This window comes from Cronobacter dublinensis subsp. dublinensis LMG 23823, from assembly GCF_001277235.1.
GTDB classification, from domain to species: Bacteria; Pseudomonadota; Gammaproteobacteria; order Enterobacterales; family Enterobacteriaceae; genus Cronobacter; species Cronobacter dublinensis.
The window spans coordinates 930930-950769 of the sequence record NZ_CP012266.1; the positions used below are offsets into that span (position 1 = coordinate 930930).

The following is a 19840-nucleotide window of genomic DNA, read 5'->3' on the forward strand; positions in this document are numbered from 1 at the left end:
ACAGTGTGAGGCCGGGGTATGCGCAAAATCATTCATGTCGATATGGACTGCTTTTTCGCGGCGGTTGAGATGCGCGATAATCCGGCCCTGCGCGATATTCCCCTCGCCATTGGCGGCAGCCGCGAACGCCGCGGTGTGATCAGTACCGCTAACTACCCGGCGCGTAAATATGGCGTGCGCAGCGCGATGCCGACCGGCATGGCGCTCAAGCTCTGCCCGCACCTCACGCTCCTGCCCGGCCGCTTTGATGCTTATAAAGAAGCCTCCGCGCACATCCGTGACATCTTCTCGCGTTATACCCCGTTGATTGAACCGCTGTCGCTCGACGAGGCGTATCTGGACGTCACCGACAGCCCGCACTGTTACGGCTCGGCCACGCTGATGGCGCGCGAAATCCGCCAGACGATATTTAACGAATTACAGCTCACCGCGTCGGCGGGCGTGGCGCCCATAAAATTCCTCGCCAAGATAGCCTCCGATCTCAACAAGCCCAACGGACAATATGTGATAACGCCTGAAGAGGTGCCTGCATTTTTACGCACGCTGCCGCTTGGCAAGATCCCGGGCGTCGGCAAGGTGACGGCGGCGAAGCTTGAGAGCCTCGGTCTGCGTACCTGTGAGGATGTGCAAAAAAGCGATCTCGCCGCGCTGCTTAAGCGCTTTGGTAAGTTCGGGCGGGTGCTGTGGGAGCGCAGCCAGGGAATCGACGACCGCGAGATAAGCAGCGACAGACAGCGTAAATCGGTGGGCGTGGAGCGCACGCTCGCGGAAGATATTCACGACTGGGCCGAGTGCGAGGCGATTATCGAGCGCCTTTACCCTGAGCTGGAACTGCGGCTCGCGAAGGTTAAACCCGACCTGCGCATCGCGCGGCAGGGCGTCAAACTCAAGTTTAACGATTTCCAGCTGACGACCCAGGAGCATGTCTGGCCGCGCCTCAATAAAGACGACCTGATCGCGACCGCCAAAAAAACCTGGGATGAGCGACGCGCCGGGCGCGGCGTGCGGCTGGTGGGGCTGCACGTGACGCTGCTGGATCCGCAGCTCGAACGCCAGCTGGTGCTGGGACTGTAAGCTTTTTCTTGCCGGACCGGTGGGTGCGCTGCGCTTACCCACCCTGGAGAACGTTAACTTTCCAGGACGTAGGGCGGGTAAGCGCAGCGCGCCCGCCATTCCCCAAAGCGCACCCGCCACCGCGCAAATAAAAAAGGCGGCCTCGGGGCCGCCTTTATTCTGCATAAACGTTTATTTCACCGGGATCGCTTTCAGCAGCTCGGTCAGCAGGGTCCAGTACTGGCCCACGCTCTCGATATGCACCTGCTCATCCGGCGAGTGCGGTCCGGTAATGGTCGGCCCGATGGAAACCATATCCATCTGCGGGTACGGTTTTTTGAACAGACCGCATTCCAGACCGGCGTGGATCACCTGAATGTTCGGCGTTTTGTTAAACAGACGCTGGTAGGTTTCTCGCACCAGATGCATCACCGGCGAACTGGCGTCCGGCTGCCAGCCCGGATAGCTGCCTTTGGCGACGGTCTGCGCGCCCGCAAGCTTACCGAGCGACTCCAGCATGCCCACCACGTAATCTTTACCACTGTCGATGAGCGAGCGGATCAGGCAGATGATTTCCGCCTGCTCGTCGTTCATGGTCACCACGCCCACGTTCAGGGAGGTTTCCACCACGCCTTTTGCGACGTCAGAATTGCGGATAACGCCGTTCGGCATCGCGTTCAGCAGCGCGACAAAGGTATCGCGGCTCTGCGCGGTCAGCGCGGCTTTATCGGTCGTGGCCGCTTCCAGCAGAACGGTAATGTTCTTCTCTTTAACGGACAGCTCGTTTTTAAGAATGGCGAGGAAGGTATCCGCCAGCGCTTTCAGCTCGCCCGCTTTAGCGGCAGGCACCGCGACGGTTGCGAACGCTTCGCGCGGGATGGCGTTACGCAGCGTACCGCCGTTAAAATCCACCAGGCGTAAATCCAGGTCCTGCGCATGCGCGAACAGGAAACGGGCCAGCAGTTTATTGGCGTTGCCGAGGCCCAGGTGGACATCGCCGCCGGAGTGGCCGCCTTTCAGGCCTTTGAGCGTCAGTTTAAACGTCTCGAAACCGGCCGGGATCGCCTCGCGGGAAACTTTCAGCGTGGAGATAAAATCGATGCCGCCGGCGCAACCCATGTAGATTTCGCCTTCTTCTTCGGAATCGGTGTTGATCAGAATATCCGCCTGCAGCCAGCCTGCCTGCAGACCGAACGCGCCGTCCATCCCGGCTTCTTCGGTCATGGTCAGCAGCACTTCCAGCGGGCCGTGCTCGACGGAATCATCCGCCAGCACCGCCAGCGCGGAGGCCATGCCGATGCCGTTGTCCGCGCCAAGTGTAGTGCCACGTGCTTTCACCCACTCGCCGTCGATGTACGGCTGGATAGGATCTTTCGTGAAGTCATGAACGGTGTCGTTATTTTTCTGCGGCACCATATCCAGGTGCGCCTGCAGCACGACCGGCTTGCGGTTTTCCATGCCGGCGGTCGCCGGTTTGCGAAGTAAAATGTTGCCCACCTGATCGCGCTCGGCGAACAGGCCTTTTTCCTTCGCCCAGCCCATGATGTGTTCGGCGAGTTGTTCTTCATGGTAGGACGGGTGAGGAATGGAGCAGATTTTCGCGAAAATATCCCACAGCGGTTGAGGGGAGAGTTGAGACAGTTCAGACACGTTAAGTCTCCTTGACTGAGCCCGCTGCAATGCGGCGAACGGGCCTCTGGGTTATCGTTGTGATGTGCCGCAAGACGGGCCTGGGCAATCGTCCGAGAATACCACTTTCTTTTATGCCGTGCAGACCAAAGCGAGCAAAAACCACGGCCCGTGCCGCATGGCACTGGTTTTTAGCGGCTCAGATCTCTATAATCTCGCGCAACCTATTTTCCCCCTGAACACTTTTTAAGCCGTTTTTTAAACTGGCCGGGACACTTCACATGAGCGAAAAATACGTTGTCACCTGGGATATGTTACAGATCCACGCACGCAAGCTGGCGAGCCGCCTGCTGCCGGCCGAGCAGTGGAAAGGCATTATCGCCGTCAGCCGCGGCGGTCTGGTGCCGGGCGCACTGCTGGCGCGTGAACTGGGTATCCGTCACGTCGATACCGTCTGTATCTCCAGCTACGACCATGACAACCAGCGTGAACTGAAGGTTATCAAACGCGCGGAAGGCGATGGCGAAGGCTTTATCGTGGTGGACGATCTGGTGGATACCGGCGGCACCGCAGTGGCTATCCGCGAAATGTACCCGAAAGCCCGTTTCGTCACTATTTTCGCAAAACCGGCAGGTCAGCCGCTGGTGGATGACTACGTCATCGACATCCCGCAGGACACCTGGATTGAGCAGCCGTGGGACATGGGCGTGGTCTTCGTACCGCCGCTGTCTGGCCGTTAATCCCGTCCTTACGCATCTTTACGCCCGGCACTGCCGGGCGTTTTTGTTTTTAGGCATCGCCTGCGAGTACAATCAAACTTTGTGACGTTTTCACGGAGGCAGAGCATGTCGCAGGCAAACCTGAGCGAAACCCTGTTTAAGCCACGGTTTAAACACCCCGAAACCTCGACGCTGGTGCGTCGTCTTCAGCATGCCCCGCCTCCGGATATTCAGTCGACGCTGGACGGTAAAACGGTGCCGCACTGGTATCGCATGATAAACCGCCTGATGTGGGTCTGGCGCGGCGTTGATCCGCTGGAAATCCTTGAGGTGCAGTCGCGCATCGTATTAAGCGACGCCGAACGCACCGATCCCGCCCTGTACGACACGGTCGTCGGCTATCGCGGTGGCAACTGGAACTACGAATGGTCGAAGCAGGCCATGACATGGCAGCAGCGCGCGGGCCAGGAAACGGACGAGCAGGCCATCGGCAAGGCGTGGCTGATGGCCTCCACCCTTTACAGTATCGCCGCCTATCCGCACCTCAAAGGCGACGTGCTTGCCGAGCAGGCGCAGGCGCTCGCCAATCGCGCCTACGAAGAAGCGGCCACGCGCCTTTCCGGCGAACTGCGCGAGCTGACGTTCGCGATTCCTGGCGGCGCGTCCATCAACGGCTTTTTGCATCTGCCCAAAGGCGGGCAGGGGCCTTTCCCGACCGTGCTGATTTGCGGCGGGCTTGATTCCCTGCAAAGCGACTACTTTAACCTCTTCGAGCGCTACTTCGCGCCGCTCGGCATCGCGATGCTGACCATCGATATGCCGTCCGTCGGCGCGTCGGCGAAATGGACGCTTACGCAGGACTCCAGCCTGCTGCATCAGCATGTGTTGCAGGCGCTGCCGACGCTGCCGTGGGTCGATCACACCCGCGTGGCGGCATTCGGGTTCCGCTTCGGGGCGAACGTGGCGGTGCGGCTGGCGTATCTGGAGGCGCCGCGCCTTAAAGCGGTGGCGTGTCTCGGCCCGATGGTGCATCAGCTCTTTAGCGATCCGACGCAGCAGGATCGGGTGCCGGAGATGTATATGGATGTGCTGGCAAGCCGTCTTGGCATGTATGACGCCTCGGACAACGCGCTGCGCGTCGAGCTTAACCGCTATTCGCTGAAAACGCAGGGGCTGCTCGGCCGCCGTTGCCCGACGCCGATGCTGGCGGGCTTCTGGAAAAACGATCCGTTCAGCCCGGAAGAGGAAGCGCGTTTAATCGCCTCGTCATCTGTCGCGGGTAAACTGCTGGAGATCCCCACTTCGCCTGTGTACAGCAACTTCGATAAGGCGCTGTATGAGATTTCCGGGTGGGTAAACCATAAATTGCGTTAATGATTTGCTAATTTCCATTGGTTTGGTAAAACAGTGGCTTCACAAAAGGAGATCGCAATGACGTTACCGAGTGGACACCCGAAAAGCAGGATGATTAAGAAATTCACTGCCCTTGGCCCCTATATTCGTGAAGGGCAGTGCGAAGGCAACCGCTTTTTCTTTGACTGCCTGGCGGTTTGCGTCAACGTCAAACCCGCGCCGGAGAAACGTGAATTCTGGGGCTGGTGGATGGAGCTGGAAGCAGAGGAAGATCGTTTTACCTACACCTGGCAGTTTGGCCTGTTTGATAAAGAGGGCGACTGGAATGCCATCCCTATCAAAGACGACGAAGTAAAAGAGAAGCTTGAGAAAACGCTGCGTGACTTCCATGAAAGATTGCGTGCGCTGCTCGCTTCGATGGATTTAAAACTGGAGCCGGTGACAGAAAATTTTAAGCTTTCTGCATAAGCCGCATTTCAGTTAATGCTTAAACCAGAGTAAAAAATAACCCCGCCGAAGCGGGGTTATTTTTTATCGTAGCCACCCGTTTAATCAGGCGCGTTTATTTTCGCGCCTGTGCGTCATCAGAACTGATAATTCAGTCCGACAGCCACAACATCATCGGTAGAAATTTTCAGACGACGGGTAACGTCATCTTCATCGATCTGGTTGATTTTATAATCCACAAACGCGGACATGTTTTTGTTGAAGTAGTAAGTGGCGCCCACATCAATATATTCCACCAGATCCTGATCGCCGATACCGTTTTCGATATCTTTGCCTTTCTGCATCACGTAGCCCAGGGACGGGCGCAGGCCGAAGTCGAACTGGTACTGCACCACGGCTTCGAAGTTCTGGGTTTTGTTGGCAAAGCCCTGATCGGCGGCGTCAGCGCCTTTAATCGGGGTCATGTTGCGAGTTTCAGAGTACATCACCGCAAGGTACAGGTTATTGGCGTCATATTTCGCGCCAGCCGCCCATGCCTCAGCACGCTCGCCGCCGCCGAGCGCTTTCAGCTCCTGCACGTTGGTGCGGTCAGAGGTGGTGTACGCGCCGCCCAGCACGAAATCGCTGCCGCCGAAATCATAGGTCAGCGCGGTGCCGAAGCCGTCACCGTTCGCGGTGGAGTAATCAGAGCGCTCGTTTTTGCCCTGGTATTGCAGGGTCATGTTCAGGCCGTCGATAGCGCCGAAGAAATCGGTGTTGCGGTAGGTCGCGACGCCGGTTGTGCGTTTAGTCATGAAGTTATCGGTTTTCGCCGAGGAGTCGCCGCCGAATTCCGGGAACATATCGGTCCAGGCTTCCACGTCATACAGCGCGCCCAGGTTGCGGCCGTAATCCAGTGAGCCGAAATCTTTCACTTTCAGACCGGCGAACGCCAGACGGGTTTTCTGCGAACCGTCGTTTTCAGCGCGGTTACCGGCGATTTCATATTCCCACTGGCCGTAACCGGTCAGGTCGCTGTTGACCTGCGTTTCGCCTTTAAAGCCCAGACGTGCGTAAGTTTTATCGCCGTCGTTGCCCGCGTCGTCGCTCATATAATGCATGGCTTTTACACGGCCATAAATATTGACTTTATTGCCGCCCTTATTAAACACCTCTGCGGCCTGAACAGCAGAAGACGCAACAATACCCATCACCACTAATGCCAGAGTGCTCTTTTTCATCATTAATCCCAATCATTATTTACGCGCTAAAATTCGCGGGTCAAAGACCTGTGAAAAAACAAGATGGGTTTTAACGGTCAGATATGAAAAAAATATGACAAAGTAAGATAAATTTTAAAAAGATATATTTTTCGTAAACTGTAATAAAAATATCAAACAGCGCCGCTATGCTTGCCGGTTCGTCTGCGCGCCGTGCGGTTTTTCGGGCCGGGAGTTGGCAAGGGCGCGCTCTCCTGTTACAACGTCATTTTGGGTTTAATTTTTCCAATTTCGTTGATACGGCAAAACATCATGAGTAACAGCCAGACCCTGGTAGTGAAACTGGGGACCAGCGTCCTGACCGGCGGCTCGCGTCGCCTCAATCGCGCCCATATTGTCGAACTGGTGCGCCAGTGCGCGCAGCAGCACGCGGCCGGGCATCGTATTGTGATTGTCACGTCCGGGGCGATTGCCGCCGGGCGCGAACACCTGGGCTACCCGGAACTCCCGGCGACCATCGCCTCCAAGCAGCTGCTGGCGGCGGTTGGTCAGAGCCGTTTGATTCAGCTCTGGGAGCAGCTTTTCTCGATTTACGGCATCCACGTGGGGCAGATGCTGCTCACCCGCGCGGATATGGAAGATCGCGAACGTTTTCTCAACGCGCGCGACACGCTGACAGCGCTGCTCGATAACCGTATCGTGCCGGTCATCAACGAAAACGACGCGGTCGCGACCGCGGAAATCAAAGTGGGCGACAACGACAATCTCTCGGCGCTGGCGGCCATTCTCGCAGGCGCCGATAAACTGCTGCTGCTGACCGACCAGCAGGGCCTCTTCACCGCCGACCCGCGCAACAACCCGCAGGCCGAGCTGATTCAGGATGTCTACGGCATCGACGACACCCTGCGCGCGATTGCGGGCGACAGCGTCTCCGGGCTCGGCACCGGCGGCATGGGCACCAAGCTTCAGGCGGCGGATGTCGCGGGCCGCGCGGGCATCGAGACCGTGATCGCCGCAGGCAGCAAGCCTGGCGTGATTAACGACGTTATCGAAGGGCTGCCGGTCGGCACGCGCTTCCACCCGCAGCAGACGCCGCTTGAGAACCGCAAACGCTGGATCTTCGGCGCGCCGCCCGCTGGCGAAATCACCGTTGACGAGGGCGCGCAGGCCGCCATTATGGAACGCGGCAGCTCGCTGCTGCCAAAAGGCATCAGAAGCGTTACCGGCAACTTTTCGCGCGGTGAAGTTATCCGCATCCGCAATCTGGAAGGGCGCGACATCGCCCACGGCGTCACGCGCTACAACAGCGACGCGCTGCGCCGCATCGCCGGGCACCACTCGCAGCAGATTGACGCCATTCTCGGTTATGAATATGGCCCGGTGGCCGTTCACCGCGACGACATGATCACCCAATAAGGAGCCTGCCATGCTGGAGCAGATGGGCCAGGCGGCCAAAGCCGCCTCATATCAGATGGCGCTGCTCTCCTCGCGCGAGAAAAACCGCGTGCTGGAGAAAATCGCTGATTATTTAGAAGCGCAATCAGAAGAGATTTTGCTCGCCAACGAGCAGGACTTGCTGGAGGCGCGCCGCAACGGGCTGAGCGAGGCGCTGTTAGACCGCCTCGCGCTCAACCCGCAGCGCTTACACGCTATTGCGAACGACGTGCGCCAGGTCTGTCATCTGGCCGATCCGGTAGGCCAGGTTATCGACGGCGGCCTGCTGGAAAGCGGCCTGCGCATCGAGCGCCGCCGCGTGCCGCTCGGTGTGGTCGGCGTGATTTATGAAGCGCGCCCGAATGTGACGGTGGATGTCGCCTCCCTGTGCCTGAAAACCGGCAACGCGGCTATCCTGCGCGGCGGTAAAGAAACCTGGCGCACCAACGCGGCGACGGTGAAAGTTATCCAGAAAGCGCTGGAAGAGTGCGGCCTGCCCGCCGCCGCCGTTCAGGCCATCGAAAGCCCGGACCGCGCGCTGGTTAGTGAAATGCTGCGCATGGACAAATACATCGACATGCTGATCCCGCGCGGCGGGGCTGGGCTGCATAAGCTTTGCCGCGAGCAGTCAACCATTCCGGTTATTACCGGCGGCATCGGCGTATGTCATATTTTCGTTGATGAAAGCGCTGAGTTCGCGCCTGCGCTCAACATCATCACCAATGCCAAAACCCAGCGCCCGAGCACCTGTAATACAGTGGAGACGCTGCTGGTGCATGAGGCCATCGCAGAGCGTTTTCTGCCGGAGCTCAGCCAGGCGATGCACGCGCGCGGCGTAACGCTGCATGCTGACGAGCGTGCGCTGGCGCTGCTTGCCGGCGGCCCGGCGAACGTGGTGGCGGTGAAAGCGGAAGAGCTTGACGACGAATGGCTGTCGCTCGATCTCAACGTGAAGCTGGTGGCGGGCATCGACGGGGCCATCGCGCATATTCGCGCGCACGGCACCCAGCATTCGGACGCCATTCTCACCCGCACATTGCGCCACGCCGACCGTTTCGTAAATGAAGTGGATTCTTCCGCGGTGTATGTGAACGCCTCGACGCGCTTTACCGACGGCGCGCAGTTCGGCCTGGGGGCCGAAGTGGCCGTGAGCACCCAGAAGCTGCACGCCCGCGGCCCGATGGGCCTCGAAGCGCTGACCACCTACAAGTGGATTGGCTACGGCGACGATACGATTCGTGCTTAACTACGCACCGGGTGATGCAAAAATCGCCGCTTGAACCGCAAGGGCATTGACGCATCACCCGCTTTTACTTAAGCTTTTACCCCGTGCTAAGGCACACCCTTCCTCAGGGCCGATATAGCTCAGTTGGTAGAGCAGCGCATTCGTAATGCGAAGGTCGTAGGTTCGACTCCTATTATCGGCACCACGCAAGCATCTCTTAAGAGCCCCTCAATGTAACTACTCGGGCTTTTGTACTATAGAGAGCGAATCATCACATATATCTGTCAGAAGGCATTTTACGATAGGCAATCCCCACGTCTATATGCGATTATTAACGGTAATAAACATTGGTAGGCGAAAACAAAAGGGGATTTTCTATGGCAAGCGTAATAGATGCCGCAAAATATATACTTGAAAAAACAGGCGAAATTACGGCCATGAAGCTACAGAAGCTCGCGTACTATAGCCAAGCATGGGCTTTAGTCTGGGATGAAGAAGAGATTTTCCCTGAAGAGTTTGAAGCATGGGCTAATGGCCCTGTTAACAAATGCCTTTATGCGAAACATAGAGGCTTGTTCAAAGTTAGCGAAGCCGTTTTTAGCGAGGGGGATACTTCTCTTTTGAGTGCACATCAAAAAGAAACCATTGATAAAGTTCTTGATTTTTACGGTGATAAAACGGCGCAGTGGTTGAGCAACCTCACTCATAAAGAGGCTCCATGGTTAGAGGCTAGAGGAGATCTACAACCAATGGCTTCATGTTCCGAAGTGATCACTAAAGCATCAATGGCCGAATACTATTCCTCACTCTAGTATGACTAACAAGTTAAGCAGGCAAGAGAGAAAACAAGCTAGGACTGAAAGAAAGAAAGAAAAAGCAGTCCGGCTTGCTTCTGCCCATCGAGAAGCGATTATCTCCAACACTCCTAAGATTGAGCGCCTGCCTGACTTGCAAAAAATACCTATCATAGGTTCAGCCTTAGGATCTCTTGAAGTTCCAAAACAACCGATAATAAAAGTTTCTGGTTCTCGTCACGGCCTTCTAATGACTTGGTGTGCGCGTCATGCTGATTGTGATGGTCATTGGAGCTGGCGTGCAGGTGATGCTCTCCTGGAACCCAGAAAATGGACGACAGAAGAGTGGGAGGACCCCATAACTTTAAATATGAATAACTTAGAGGGGCTTGATTGGGCAGAAATACAACGTATGGTTTCTGAATCTGGGCATCTCATGCATCACGGACACGAAATAACGGAGCTATGTGATGATGCTGTCAGAAGATGGTTAGAACTTGGATATGAGCAGTTTGAGAGCATTTTTAGATTTAGGTTAGGTGCAACCAAAAGAGCTTGGGGTATTGAACTCAATGGGCATTTTTATCTAATCTGGTATGAGAGAAAACACCAAATTTACCCAACATCTAATCAGTAAATGCTCTTCTTTGCTGCTAAAAAGCCTATTAACTAGGTGAGAATTAATATGACGACATATATTTCGGTCTGCAAATTAAGCCTGCGAATATAACTATTTTTGCCATCGTCATATTATTGCGCTGATAACTGCTATTTGCAATCCTGCCTCAATTTTTTCTAATGCGGTTAGAGTTGCTAGTTAATAAAATATATAAATTAACCCTGCCAGCATTATGATAAATGTACTCATAAAAACATTAATACGCGCTGTGTTTTTTTTGGTGTCATCTATGCGGGAATTATATTTATCAAATTCGTTAATCTGAAAATAGCAAAAATTAAAAAATATAAAAACACTAAGCTATGATTATTGAGTTGAAAATGGAATTGACATCGGCCTCCGTCAGATGTTTGATAATATGTCAGGATTTAAATTTAATGACAATGCTCAATATTTCTAATAAAAATATAAAGTGTTTTTAAAAGTGGTATGAAGAAATGCGGCAGGGACAGGCAATGAGACTTGGGAACAAAAAATAGATTAACGACTGTATTATATGATGGATGCCCCGCTTTAAGGCCGGGGTTAAAAATCTTGAGAGGTGTCTATTTAATTAAGTGTTTTCTTTTCCCATTCAGATGCATTTGTTGATGTCCAATTTTTTCTATTTCCTATTTTCTATTTTCTATTTTCTATTTTCTATTTCTTTTCGCAAAGCCTCAACAACAAACTGTCCAATACTCTCGCCTTCTTTTCGCACCTTTTGCATTTCCCGCACAATTTCATGTGGTACGCAAGCAGCGAGAGTTGGAGACTTTCCATTAATCGCTTTGGTGGCCATTCTTGTCATCCTCTGATTTGAACGTTTTGTCTTTAATAACACACTTTTCAAGATTGCAGTGTTGGACACACTACGAGTAATGTTTGCCTTATCTGAGCCCACCGGCTCAATAAGCGAGACCCGAAAGTGCGCCAACACTTCCGGGCCTCTGACCACAAACGTTAATAGGACTAACGCTATGGCTAACGTCAATAGTAACACACCCGCACGCCCTGAAAATGAGGGCCATAATCTCAATCTGAACGCTCCCGCCACGCCGATGCCGCCGTCGGCGCATTCCAGAATGTTGAGCCTGCATACGCTGTGCGAAGGGCCGATCACGGCGGAAATGGATTTCTTCACGCTCGCCACGCTGTGTGAAGAGACGGTCTGTGAGCTGATTGAATGCGAAGACACGACGCTGTTTCTGGCGCTGGCCGGGAGACTGGCGCTGATGCTGGAATCCCTCGCGGCCGCGCTCGACAGACCGGTGCCAGCGCATCTGTTTGCTTCACTGACGGCCGAGTCGCTCCCTTCAGAGGTGCCGTTCTGCATCGGCAGCGACGCGCAGATGCTGAGCCGCTACTGTCAGGCGCTGAATATGGCGCTCATCAGCCGCGCGCTCGCCCAGGAAACCGCGAAACCTCTTACCGGGCTGTTGTTCGATCTCGTTCATCATCTGGGGGAATTTGTGAGAGCGCCCTGTTTTGTGCGCACCGGAGAGGGCTATGAAGACTGTGCCGGGCAACCTGCCGGGCCGCTGAACTGACAAAAAGGCCGGGGGTTCCCGGCCTTTCTTTATCTGGCGCGCCAGTACAATGCAATAATCAGAAAGGGATTAAAAAACCTTTTATTCCAGGCTCGTTATGTGAAGCATCTGTATTTCTTTAATACGCTGTCTGTTCATATTGATGTTACAGGCCGTGGCGGCATTTCCCAGGTAGTGCGTGCTCGCTGCTTCTGCCACTGCAACGCCGCAATAATCATCACGATATTTGAGCCATTCGGCCTGGCTTCTTTTGAATAATTCAATCATCCGTTTTTTGCGGTCCTCATCGCCCATCCACCATTTAGTGTAATCAAAGTTCTCCATCTCCTTAAGCTTGTCCGCGTAAGCTTTATTGAGTGCCCTGGTGGATTTATCATCAATGTCGCCTAAGCATTCGCTGTTCTCATCGCCATATTGTTCTTCGCAGGCTTTCACTTCATCGTTTCGCGTTACGTTTGTTGTTTGAACTGCCAGCGAAGCGTGGCTGACCAGCAACACAGAAATGATAAAAACGATTTTTTTTATTGCAGTAAATCTCTTACGTTGAGTCTTTAACCTGAATCCTGAATCCTGAATCCTGAATACCGCCATTTTACGCGCGTAGCCGCCATTAACCGGTGTCTCTTTAGGATAAAAATCTTGTTACCCTGCCAGACGCGTTGCCACTGGTAGCCAGGGTTCTTCACCTGGTCGTCTCAACCACGATTAGCTGTATCTCTTTAATGCGCCGTTTGTTCATATTGATGTTACAACCTACCGACGCCGCACCGAGAAAGTGAGTACCCTGCGCTGCGGTAGTCGCTACGTCGCAATAACCGTCCCGGTAGGTCAGCCAGTCACGCTGACTTTTGCGAAAGGCCTCAATCATCCTTTTTTTACGGTCTTCATCGCCCATCCACCATTTAGTGTAATCAACACGCTCCAGCGATTTGAGCTTCGTCTCATACGCCTTTTTAAGTTCGGCTTCGGTTTTATCGTTTAGATCTTCCAGACATTCGCTGCTGAATTCGTAATACTTATCCAGGCACTGGTCGACGGCGTTATCCGCGGTAATGTCTTTTTCATCTGCCGCCAGCGAAGCGTAGCTGACCAGCAGCAAAGAAATGATAAAGGCTATTTTTTTCATTACAGTAAATCCCTTACTTTTAGCATTTTTCCTTTAATGTGAGCGAACCACTTTTCTGCTACAAATGAAAAGATGAGTCACGCTCTTTCATCTCTACGATAGTTTCCCCACAAGCAGTCTTAAAAGCAATGCGTAATTTCATATGACAAGATGTTGTGAAAATGATTACTGGCAAGGCCCTTTTTCCTTAATAACAGATCTTGTTACGTGTTCGTCTGAAGCAAATTCTGAAATGTTATTTTTTCAAAAAATTTAAAAGAAAAGGCATTTATTATAAGTTCAGCTCTTCATGATGATGAAAGGAATGCTGTAAGCGATATGCCAAGGCAGCGCGTTATAAAAGGTATTTGCCATGAAAAAGGAAAATCAAAGTATTCAGGAAGGGAAGTTACGTCTCATAACGGGGGGAGAGATAGCAATGGCCAAAAAGGTTTATGGTAATGCTATTACCTGGCCCAGGGTCTGGATACATTATGACAGCTATCTCCCTTTCGGTTTGCAAAATAAATTTACGGCAATGGCACCGAATGGCGAGATTTGGTTCAGAGAGCCATTTTACCGGGCGGATTATTCCGTTCCTCAGGTCGATACACTACTGAAGCATACATTCATCCATGAACTAGCACATGTGTGGCAACGTGAACATGGTATGTGGGTCAGAATGCGAGGGTTATTTAGCTGGGCTGCTGATTATCATTACCGGTTGGATAGAAGCACATTGGTCGAGTATAGTCTTGAACAACAAGCTTCCATTATCGCTGATTACTGGCTACTCATTGTTAAAGGTTTTGGTGAATGGAACTTTCAGCGACAGAATATTCCGGGGCGATTTTGCAAATATCGTGGGCTTGACAGGCCACAAGATCTTATCGGCTTGTACGAAAAAATCATTTACGGAAGAAAGCGCTCATGATTCGTTTAAGCCTCTGTACATCGGTACTGTTCTTTATGCTGGCAGGCTGTGTCACATTACCGCCGAGGCTTGCGGCCAGCGTGACAGCAGTCAGTGGCAATATCTGCATCCGCGTGCCGGCACAACAGGGCGAAAGGCTCGACTGGATGGAAATCATGGAAAGCGCCAGGCCCTCCAGCACTATTATTCATTATGACGTTGCTCACCCGGTTTGGGTTGCCGACGTGGAGTGTTTACCCGTTAAAGGGTTTCACTTCGTTGCAGGAAAATCTTATACAGTGCTGATTGCGACCGTTATCAACGCGAAAGACGCGCGTCAGTACCAATCAACATTTACAACGGGGCAAGGGCTGGCTGTCATTCAGGAATAATCGAACATGCAGGCGCTATATAACACGTTGAAGCAACGTGACGGCAAACCGCACGGCCTGGCATAGTATACAACCCGATAAGTGCTGGAAGGCCTGCAACAGTGATCATTAAATACGAAGCCCTGCGCATCGCAAAAGCCTGTGCGAAACAGTATCGCTTAAGCTGGAATGAGAAAAACCTGGCGGTAACGAAAGGCCGGCTTGATGAAACACTCTGTTTTATTGTGTCGACGCTCGACGACGGTATGGCAGAAACCGGTGCCTGGATGGATTTTGTCTTTTCTACGCCGGTGCGGTTTTATATCGATGCGTTAAACGGCACGTTTTTGGGGTATGAAGCAGGCAACCGCGGCGTGAACCGGGTCAGGCCTGCGTCATCTTAAGTCCAGTAGTTACCCCGCCGCCAGCAAACAGATCTTCAGCGCCACGTGATACGACGCCTCAAACGATTTCACCGGCAGAAACTCAAACCGTGAATGGAAGTTATGCGCGCCGGTAAAGAAATTCGGCGTTAATAATCCCTTCGCGGAGAGCGCCGCGCCGTCGGTGCCGCCGCGCATCGGGATGGTTTTCGGTTGTATATCGAGCGCCTCCAGCGCCTGATAAATCAGGTCAATCGGTCGGCGGTCATCGCCAATCGCGTTGCTGATATTGCTGTAAACGTCGCTGATGGTGATGTCCACTTTCGCGGTCGGGTGCGCGGCGGCGATGTTCTGCGCCACGTCATGCAGCTGCTGTTTACGGCGCTCAAAAGCCTGAAGGTCGAAATCGCGGATGCTGGCGTTCAGCGTCGCGCTGTTCTGGCTCGCCTGCATACCGTTAAACCACACATAGCCTTCACGCCCGGCGGTGTGCTCCGGCGTCTCCTGGCGGTCGAAGTGGCTGATAAAATCGGTCGCCATCAGCAGCGGGTTCACCAGCACGCCTTTCGAGGCCATCGGGTGCGCCGTCACGCCGGTAAAGCGGATCTCCGCCTGCGCCGCGTTAAAGTTCTCATACACCACTTCGCCCAGCTCGCAGCAGTCGATGGTATAGGCGAAATCTACGTCAAAGCGTGCAAGATCCAGCGCCTTCGCGCCCCGCAGGCCAATCTCTTCATCCGGCACAAACGCCACCACGATATCGCCGTGACGCATCTGCGGCGTCAGGTTCTCCAGCAGCGTCATTACCACCGTCACCGCTGCTTTATTGTCCGCGCCGAGCACGCTGGTACCGTCGCTGAAAATAATCTCTTCGTTCGGGTAGGCTTTTATTTCCGGACGCTCGTTCACCCGCAGCCAGATATCTTCTTTCGCGTTCAGACAGAGATCTTCACCGGTAAACGTGAGGATTTGTGGATGAATCTCCGGCGACAGTCCGACGTCCACGGTGTCGGTATGGGTGATAAAACCGATGCGCGGCGCGCCCGGCACCGTGCCCTTTTTCACCGCGGTAACGGTCGCGTGCTCATCAATAATAATTTGTTCCAGGCCCAGGGTTTGCAGCTCTTCGGCGAGGGCACGGGCCATCTCATGCTGGCCTGGCGTGCTGGGCAGGGTAGTGGCGGACGCATCACTCTGGCTGGTGATTGCCAGGTAGCGAAAAAAGCGACGGGTTAATTGACTGCCGAGCGGTGATGGCATGGTGGATCCTTCTTTATTTGTGTTATCAGGTGTTTGCGTTGTGCTTTTAATGTTATTGATGAAGTGACGAAGAATCAGACTCCTTTGGCACGAAATAAAAAACATAAAGGAATTACGATGATTAGCAAGCACACGATTCACGCGCTGGCGCTCGCCGCCCTGACGACCAGCGCCGCTGCGGGCGCGAGTACGCTGGTCTATTGCTCTGAAGGCTCGCCGGAAAACTTTAACCCGCAGCTCTATACCTCCGGCACCAGCGTCGACGCCAGCGCCGTGCCGGTCTATAACCGGCTGGTGGATTTTAAAACCGGCACCACCGAACTCGTGCCGAGCCTCGCGGAGCGCTGGGAAGTCAGCGACGATGGCAAAACGTACACCTTCCATCTGCGCAAGGGCGTGAAATTCCAGAGCAACAAATATTTCAAACCAACGCGCGATTTCAACGCCGACGACGTCATCTTCTCGTTTATGCGCCAGAAGGACCCGAAACACCCGTACCACAACGTCTCGAACGGTAACTACTCCAACTTTGAAAGTCTGGAATTCGGCAAGCTCATCACGGCTATCGATAAAGTGGATGACCACACCGTGCGCTTCACGCTCGCCCACCCCGAGGCGCCGTTCGTGGCCGATCTTGGCTGGTATTTCGCGTCTATTTTGTCGGCGGAATATGCCGACGCGATGCTGAAAGCCGGCACGCCGGAGCGCGTGGACATGGATCCGATCGGCACCGGGCCGTTTAAGCTCGCGCAGTATCAGAAAGATTCGCGCATCCTGTTTACAGCGTTTGATCAGTACTGGCAGGGCAGAGCAAAGCTCGACCGGCTGGTGTTCAGCATCACGCCGGACGCCTCGGTGCGCTACGCCAAGCTTGAGAAAAACGAGTGTCAGGTGATGCCGTTCCCGAATCCGGCGGACCTGCCGCGCATGAAGGCAAACCCGCAGATTAACCTGCTGAGCAAATCGGGGCTGAACACAGGCTTCCTCGCGTTCAACACCCAGAAACCGCCGCTTGATAACGTCAAAGTGCGCCAGGCGCTGGCAATGGCCATCAACAAGCCTGCGATTATCGACGCCGTATTCCAGGGCACCGGGACAGCGGCGAAAAATCTCCTGCCGCCGGGCGTCTGGAGCGCGGATCAGGGCTTAAAAGATTATGACTACGCGCCGGAACAGGCCAAAGCGCTGCTGAAAGCGGCGGGCATGCCGGACGGCTTTACTATCGATCTCTGGGCGATGCCCGTGCAGCGGCCCTATAACCCGAACGCCAAACGCATGGCGGAGATGATCCAGGCCGACTGGGCGAAAATCGGCGTCAAAGCGCATGTCGTCACGTATGAATGGGGCGAATATTTAAAACGCGTGAAAGGCGGCGAACATCAGGCGGCGCTGATGGGCTGGACGACCGCCACCGGCGACCCGGATAACTTCTTCGGCCCGCTCTTTACCTGCCAGTCCGCCAACGGCGGCTCGAACTCCGCGAAGTGGTGCTATGCGCCGTTCGATAAGCTCATCAGCGAGGCGAAAGCCACCAGCGATCGCCCGACGCGCGAAGCGCTCTACCGGCAGGCGCAGCAGATGATGCACGATCAAATGCCCGCCGTGATGATCGCTCACTCAACGATCTTCGAGCCGGTACGCAAAAACGTCACCGGCTATGAAGTCGATCCGTTCGGCAAACACATTTTTTATCAGGTGGATCTTAAAAAATAAGGCGGGAAACCGCCTCTGCGGAGGCGGTTTTAAAACGGCTAAGGGTGAGGGAGATTACGGGAGAATGCCACATTCGCCACCGACTGCACTTTCCAGACATTCCCTTCTTCAACCATGCAATCAATCACGATGTGATCCTGTTTTTTGCCAAACGCGATATAGACATTATTGCATGCCGCATCCGCATCGCTGGCGACGGCGGTGATCTGCTGCCAGTCATCGCCCACGCCCTGCGCCTTAATAAACATATCTACGTCCGGGACGTCATAGTCATTCGGATCTAAGGCTGCCTGCGCTTTAAGTTTTTGAAGGGTGCCGGCGGTGACATAGCGGCTTAGCCCGGCGTAATCGGTCAGAGGCGCTTTGCCGCGTGCAACCTGCTCGATGTACCACTGATTAAACTGTACGGCGGCCGTAACGGGGGCCGGTACATCGTTCGCGGCTGCCAGTGAAACCAGCGGCCAGAGTAAGGCCATAAAGAGGCGATTTGTCATATTCGTTTCTTAAACACGCTTCCTTTTTAAATTTACCCAATCAACAAAGCCCCCTTTATTCTGCCGGGGCTAGCTGAATGGCCGATAACGCTTTTTCCCGTTCGCTATTCATATTTATGATGCAACTCAGCATATTCTCGCTGAAAGCATGGGTTCCTTGATCAGCAGTTGTCACCAGCCCGCAATAGTCGTCCCGGTACGACAGCCATGCCGCCTGATTTTTCTTAAGCGTGGCAATCATCTGGTCTTTTTGCGCCTGTGAGCCTCTCCACCATCGGGTAAAATCGAATGCGTTAATCTCGCTGAGTTTTGCTTCAAAAGCTTTCTTTAACGCTTGCTGAGAACGATCGTTTAGCGTACCCAGGCATTCATCACTGTTTTCACCATACTGTTTTATGCAGCGCTCAACGGCCGGGTGGTGAAGAGGGGTCGCAGCGGCTGTTATACATAGCGAGCATAAGCTGATTAAAAATAAGAATCTTTTCACTGAAGATACCTCAACCTTAGGGCCAGTCTTTGAGAGTCTTTTTTCTGATAAATGTCATTGCGAAGATAGTCTATAATACCATTTCTGCTTTGATCTTTAGCTATAATTATTGCCATTTCTTTTGCGGTGTTATTCCCTTGGTAAATTGTGTCTACAAATACGTCGCGAATCCTTAACTCTATCTGTTCCCAGCGAAGAGCATTTTTTATATCAGCAGCGCTACGTTCATAAATATTTTTTGCATAGTCCTTTTTCTCCTTATAAGATAATTCAAAAAGCCGTATTTGTTGTTGATGTGTTATCTCACCGACCAATGGTCCGTAAAGCTCAATAAAAGAGGAGGCTTTTTTACCAGATAAAAAGGAGGCTTTAGCACAAATCTGCGATTTGTATTCTTCAATCCCAGCCTGTCTTAACGTAAATAATATTTCTCCTGCGCTTCTCTTTTTCATATCATAGCCTCGGCCTATCGTTACACCTGAGCTAATGGCTGGATGATGTAATATACGAGAAAAGCAAGGCATACGAGTTGGCTGTCGGAAAGGATCAACGGCAGTAATATAATCTACGCCTTCATAATCAAACGTAAGTTGTCCTTCTCTTACTGACAATATCCCGTTGCTTGTATGGTTTCGTCTCAAAGAAGAAGCATTCTCCATAGCTTCAAGGAACCAAATATCAGTGGGATTAACCAGGCCGGTAACAGAAATATTCAAAAGCCGCTGATACCATCGAATAGCCTCTATAGTGTCAGCAGAGCATTTACCATCACTCTTTATATTACGGCCAGTGTTCCGACTGTAACCCGCCTCAATAATGCTTTTTTGAATCTTTGCAACATCCTCGCGGTTATTTGTACCACATGCGCCGACAGAATCAGTTAATCTAAAATACGTGGTTTATGATGATGCCTCACTGTTATTCCCTGTGTGAATTATATAACTTAAAAATATGATGATTATATTTTATAATGATATTTACAATGAGAATGAATTTGTCATTCTATATAATATTTTCATTATATTAATTTCAATCACAATCTTTCTGATTCTA

21 protein-coding genes, 1 tRNA gene and 1 pseudogene are annotated in these 19840 nt (G+C 53.0%); 14 read left to right on the top strand and 9 right to left on the bottom strand.

Annotated elements, in window-relative coordinates:
* Window positions 1-18: 18 nt before the first annotated feature.
* Entirely contained in the window at window positions 19-1074 is a 1056-nt protein-coding gene (gene dinB, locus AFK67_RS04270; protein WP_038884175.1) for a DNA polymerase IV, read from the top strand.
* Window positions 1075-1245: 171 nt separating this feature from the next.
* Here the strand turns inward: dinB and pepD are convergent, their stop codons facing one another.
* On the bottom strand, window positions 1246-2703 hold the full coding sequence (gene pepD, locus AFK67_RS04275; protein ID WP_038884172.1) for a cytosol nonspecific dipeptidase: 1458 nt from the start codon (window positions 2701-2703) through the stop codon (window positions 1246-1248).
* A 260-nt stretch (window positions 2704-2963) separates the two neighbouring features.
* On the opposite strand from pepD, the gene gpt reads away from it, so the two are divergent.
* The 3 genes from gpt to crl all read left to right on the top strand — a co-directional run bounded on the left by gpt (window position 2964) and on the right by crl (window position 5222).
* Complete coding sequence (gene gpt, locus AFK67_RS04280) at window positions 2964-3422, top strand: xanthine phosphoribosyltransferase (RefSeq protein ID WP_004385350.1); 459 nt, start codon at window positions 2964-2966, stop codon at window positions 3420-3422.
* 105 nt (window positions 3423-3527) lie between these two features.
* A complete protein-coding gene (frsA, locus tag AFK67_RS04285; RefSeq protein WP_007720163.1) occupies window positions 3528-4775 on the top strand; it encodes an esterase FrsA in 1248 nt (415 codons plus the stop codon).
* A 57-nt stretch (window positions 4776-4832) separates the two neighbouring features.
* The gene (gene crl / locus AFK67_RS04290; protein ID WP_007720164.1) at window positions 4833-5222 is read left to right on the top strand and encodes a sigma factor-binding protein Crl; all 390 of its coding nucleotides are present in this window, start codon (window positions 4833-4835) and stop codon (window positions 5220-5222) included.
* A 116-nt stretch (window positions 5223-5338) separates the two neighbouring features.
* Here the strand turns inward: crl and phoE are convergent, their stop codons facing one another.
* Complete coding sequence (gene phoE, locus AFK67_RS04295; protein WP_032967082.1) at window positions 5339-6421, bottom strand: phosphoporin PhoE; 1083 nt, start codon at window positions 6419-6421, stop codon at window positions 5339-5341.
* A gap of 291 nt (window positions 6422-6712) precedes the next feature.
* Here phoE and proB point away from each other — a divergent pair, with 291 nt between their 5' ends.
* The 5 genes from proB (at window position 6713) to AFK67_RS22715 (ending at window position 10490) form a co-directional block, all read left to right on the top strand.
* On the top strand, window positions 6713-7816 hold the full coding sequence (proB, locus tag AFK67_RS04300) for a glutamate 5-kinase (RefSeq protein WP_032967076.1): 1104 nt from the start codon (window positions 6713-6715) through the stop codon (window positions 7814-7816).
* Between the two features lie 10 nt (window positions 7817-7826).
* Window positions 7827-9080: a glutamate-5-semialdehyde dehydrogenase gene (gene proA / locus AFK67_RS04305; RefSeq protein WP_038884168.1), complete on the top strand. Its 1254-nt coding sequence runs from the start codon at window positions 7827-7829 to the stop codon at window positions 9078-9080.
* Between the two features lie 108 nt (window positions 9081-9188).
* Window positions 9189-9264, top strand: a tRNA-Thr gene (locus AFK67_RS04310).
* Between the two features lie 172 nt (window positions 9265-9436).
* Entirely contained in the window at window positions 9437-9871 is a 435-nt protein-coding gene (locus AFK67_RS04315; RefSeq protein WP_032967078.1) for a Panacea domain-containing protein, read from the top strand.
* 1 nt (window position 9872) lies between these two features.
* Window positions 9873-10490, top strand: coding sequence for a hypothetical protein (locus tag AFK67_RS22715; protein ID WP_134792919.1), 618 nt, complete (start codon window positions 9873-9875; stop codon window positions 10488-10490).
* Between the two features lie 667 nt (window positions 10491-11157).
* On the opposite strand, the gene AFK67_RS23165 is transcribed toward AFK67_RS22715, so the two are convergent.
* Window positions 11158-11313 carry a YlcI/YnfO family protein gene (locus AFK67_RS23165; protein ID WP_085958827.1) on the bottom strand — a complete coding sequence of 52 codons (156 nt, stop codon included), beginning with the start codon at window positions 11311-11313 and terminating at the stop codon, window positions 11158-11160.
* 178 nt (window positions 11314-11491) lie between these two features.
* On the opposite strand from AFK67_RS23165, the gene AFK67_RS04320 reads away from it, so the two are divergent.
* The gene (locus tag AFK67_RS04320) at window positions 11492-12061 is read left to right on the top strand and encodes a hypothetical protein (RefSeq protein ID WP_007720171.1); all 570 of its coding nucleotides are present in this window, start codon (window positions 11492-11494) and stop codon (window positions 12059-12061) included.
* 81 nt (window positions 12062-12142) lie between these two features.
* Here the strand turns inward: AFK67_RS04320 and AFK67_RS04325 are convergent, their stop codons facing one another.
* A complete protein-coding gene (locus AFK67_RS04325) occupies window positions 12143-12586 on the bottom strand; it encodes a lysozyme inhibitor LprI family protein (protein ID WP_038884179.1) in 444 nt (147 codons plus the stop codon).
* Between the two features lie 157 nt (window positions 12587-12743).
* Window positions 12744-13187, bottom strand: a complete 444-nt coding sequence (locus tag AFK67_RS04330) for a lysozyme inhibitor LprI family protein (protein WP_007713327.1) — start codon at window positions 13185-13187, stop codon at window positions 12744-12746.
* 352 nt (window positions 13188-13539) lie between these two features.
* On the opposite strand from AFK67_RS04330, the gene AFK67_RS04335 reads away from it, so the two are divergent.
* From AFK67_RS04335 to AFK67_RS04345, 3 genes are all read left to right on the top strand, one after another.
* On the top strand, window positions 13540-14100 hold the full coding sequence (locus AFK67_RS04335) for a hypothetical protein (RefSeq protein WP_032966536.1): 561 nt from the start codon (window positions 13540-13542) through the stop codon (window positions 14098-14100).
* A complete protein-coding gene (locus tag AFK67_RS23335; protein ID WP_235047926.1) occupies window positions 14097-14471 on the top strand; it encodes a putative T6SS immunity periplasmic lipoprotein in 375 nt (124 codons plus the stop codon). The genes AFK67_RS04335 and AFK67_RS23335 overlap by 4 nt, the downstream gene beginning before the upstream one ends.
* Window positions 14472-14572: 101 nt before the next feature.
* Window positions 14573-14854, top strand: coding sequence for a hypothetical protein (locus AFK67_RS04345; protein WP_007713335.1), 282 nt, complete (start codon window positions 14573-14575; stop codon window positions 14852-14854).
* Window positions 14855-14863: 9 nt separating this feature from the next.
* Here the strand turns inward: AFK67_RS04345 and pepT are convergent, their stop codons facing one another.
* Window positions 14864-16093 (bottom strand): peptidase T, encoded by a 1230-nt coding sequence (gene pepT / locus AFK67_RS04350; RefSeq protein WP_038884163.1) that lies wholly within the window; start codon window positions 16091-16093, stop codon window positions 14864-14866.
* A gap of 117 nt (window positions 16094-16210) precedes the next feature.
* On the opposite strand from pepT, the gene AFK67_RS04355 reads away from it, so the two are divergent.
* The gene (locus AFK67_RS04355; protein WP_038884160.1) at window positions 16211-17806 is read left to right on the top strand and encodes an ABC transporter substrate-binding protein; all 1596 of its coding nucleotides are present in this window, start codon (window positions 16211-16213) and stop codon (window positions 17804-17806) included.
* A 38-nt stretch (window positions 17807-17844) separates the two neighbouring features.
* Here AFK67_RS04355 and AFK67_RS04360 read toward each other — a convergent pair whose 3' ends face one another.
* From AFK67_RS04360 to AFK67_RS04370, 3 genes and pseudogenes are all read right to left on the bottom strand, one after another.
* Window positions 17845-18300, bottom strand: coding sequence for a DUF3828 domain-containing protein (locus AFK67_RS04360; RefSeq protein ID WP_007713344.1), 456 nt, complete (start codon window positions 18298-18300; stop codon window positions 17845-17847).
* Window positions 18301-18355: 55 nt separating this feature from the next.
* On the bottom strand, window positions 18356-18787 hold the full coding sequence (locus AFK67_RS21525) for a lysozyme inhibitor LprI family protein (protein WP_071602759.1): 432 nt from the start codon (window positions 18785-18787) through the stop codon (window positions 18356-18358).
* Window positions 18784-19709, bottom strand: a pseudogene (locus AFK67_RS04370) (peptidoglycan-binding protein). The gene AFK67_RS21525 and the pseudogene AFK67_RS04370 overlap by 4 nt, the downstream one beginning before the upstream one ends.
* Window positions 19710-19840: the final 131 nt, after the last annotated feature.

What these genes read in the sequence shown, in the direction of transcription:
- phoE (WP_032967082.1), bottom strand. Translation starts at nt 6,421, where the DNA reads ATGAAAAAGAGCACTCTGGCATTAGTGGTGATGGGTATTGTTGCGTCT.
- pepT (WP_038884163.1), bottom strand. Translation starts at nt 16,093, where the DNA reads ATGCCATCACCGCTCGGCAGTCAATTAACCCGTCGCTTTTTTCGCTAC.
- AFK67_RS23165 (WP_085958827.1), bottom strand. Translation starts at nt 11,313, where the DNA reads ATGGCCACCAAAGCGATTAATGGAAAGTCTCCAACTCTCGCTGCTTGC.
- AFK67_RS22715 (WP_134792919.1), top strand. Translation starts at nt 9,873, where the DNA reads ATGACTAACAAGTTAAGCAGGCAAGAGAGAAAACAAGCTAGGACTGAA.
- AFK67_RS04335 (WP_032966536.1), top strand. Translation starts at nt 13,540, where the DNA reads ATGAAAAAGGAAAATCAAAGTATTCAGGAAGGGAAGTTACGTCTCATA.
- frsA (WP_007720163.1), top strand. Translation starts at nt 3,528, where the DNA reads ATGTCGCAGGCAAACCTGAGCGAAACCCTGTTTAAGCCACGGTTTAAA.
- gpt (WP_004385350.1), top strand. Translation starts at nt 2,964, where the DNA reads ATGAGCGAAAAATACGTTGTCACCTGGGATATGTTACAGATCCACGCA.
- AFK67_RS04315 (WP_032967078.1), top strand. Translation starts at nt 9,437, where the DNA reads ATGGCAAGCGTAATAGATGCCGCAAAATATATACTTGAAAAAACAGGC.
- proB (WP_032967076.1), top strand. Translation starts at nt 6,713, where the DNA reads ATGAGTAACAGCCAGACCCTGGTAGTGAAACTGGGGACCAGCGTCCTG.
- dinB (WP_038884175.1), top strand. Translation starts at nt 19, where the DNA reads ATGCGCAAAATCATTCATGTCGATATGGACTGCTTTTTCGCGGCGGTT.
- AFK67_RS04330 (WP_007713327.1), bottom strand. Translation starts at nt 13,187, where the DNA reads ATGAAAAAAATAGCCTTTATCATTTCTTTGCTGCTGGTCAGCTACGCT.
- AFK67_RS04360 (WP_007713344.1), bottom strand. Translation starts at nt 18,300, where the DNA reads ATGACAAATCGCCTCTTTATGGCCTTACTCTGGCCGCTGGTTTCACTG.
- crl (WP_007720164.1), top strand. Translation starts at nt 4,833, where the DNA reads ATGACGTTACCGAGTGGACACCCGAAAAGCAGGATGATTAAGAAATTC.
- proA (WP_038884168.1), top strand. Translation starts at nt 7,827, where the DNA reads ATGCTGGAGCAGATGGGCCAGGCGGCCAAAGCCGCCTCATATCAGATG.
- AFK67_RS04355 (WP_038884160.1), top strand. Translation starts at nt 16,211, where the DNA reads ATGATTAGCAAGCACACGATTCACGCGCTGGCGCTCGCCGCCCTGACG.
- AFK67_RS04320 (WP_007720171.1), top strand. Translation starts at nt 11,492, where the DNA reads ATGGCTAACGTCAATAGTAACACACCCGCACGCCCTGAAAATGAGGGC.
- AFK67_RS23335 (WP_235047926.1), top strand. Translation starts at nt 14,097, where the DNA reads ATGATTCGTTTAAGCCTCTGTACATCGGTACTGTTCTTTATGCTGGCA.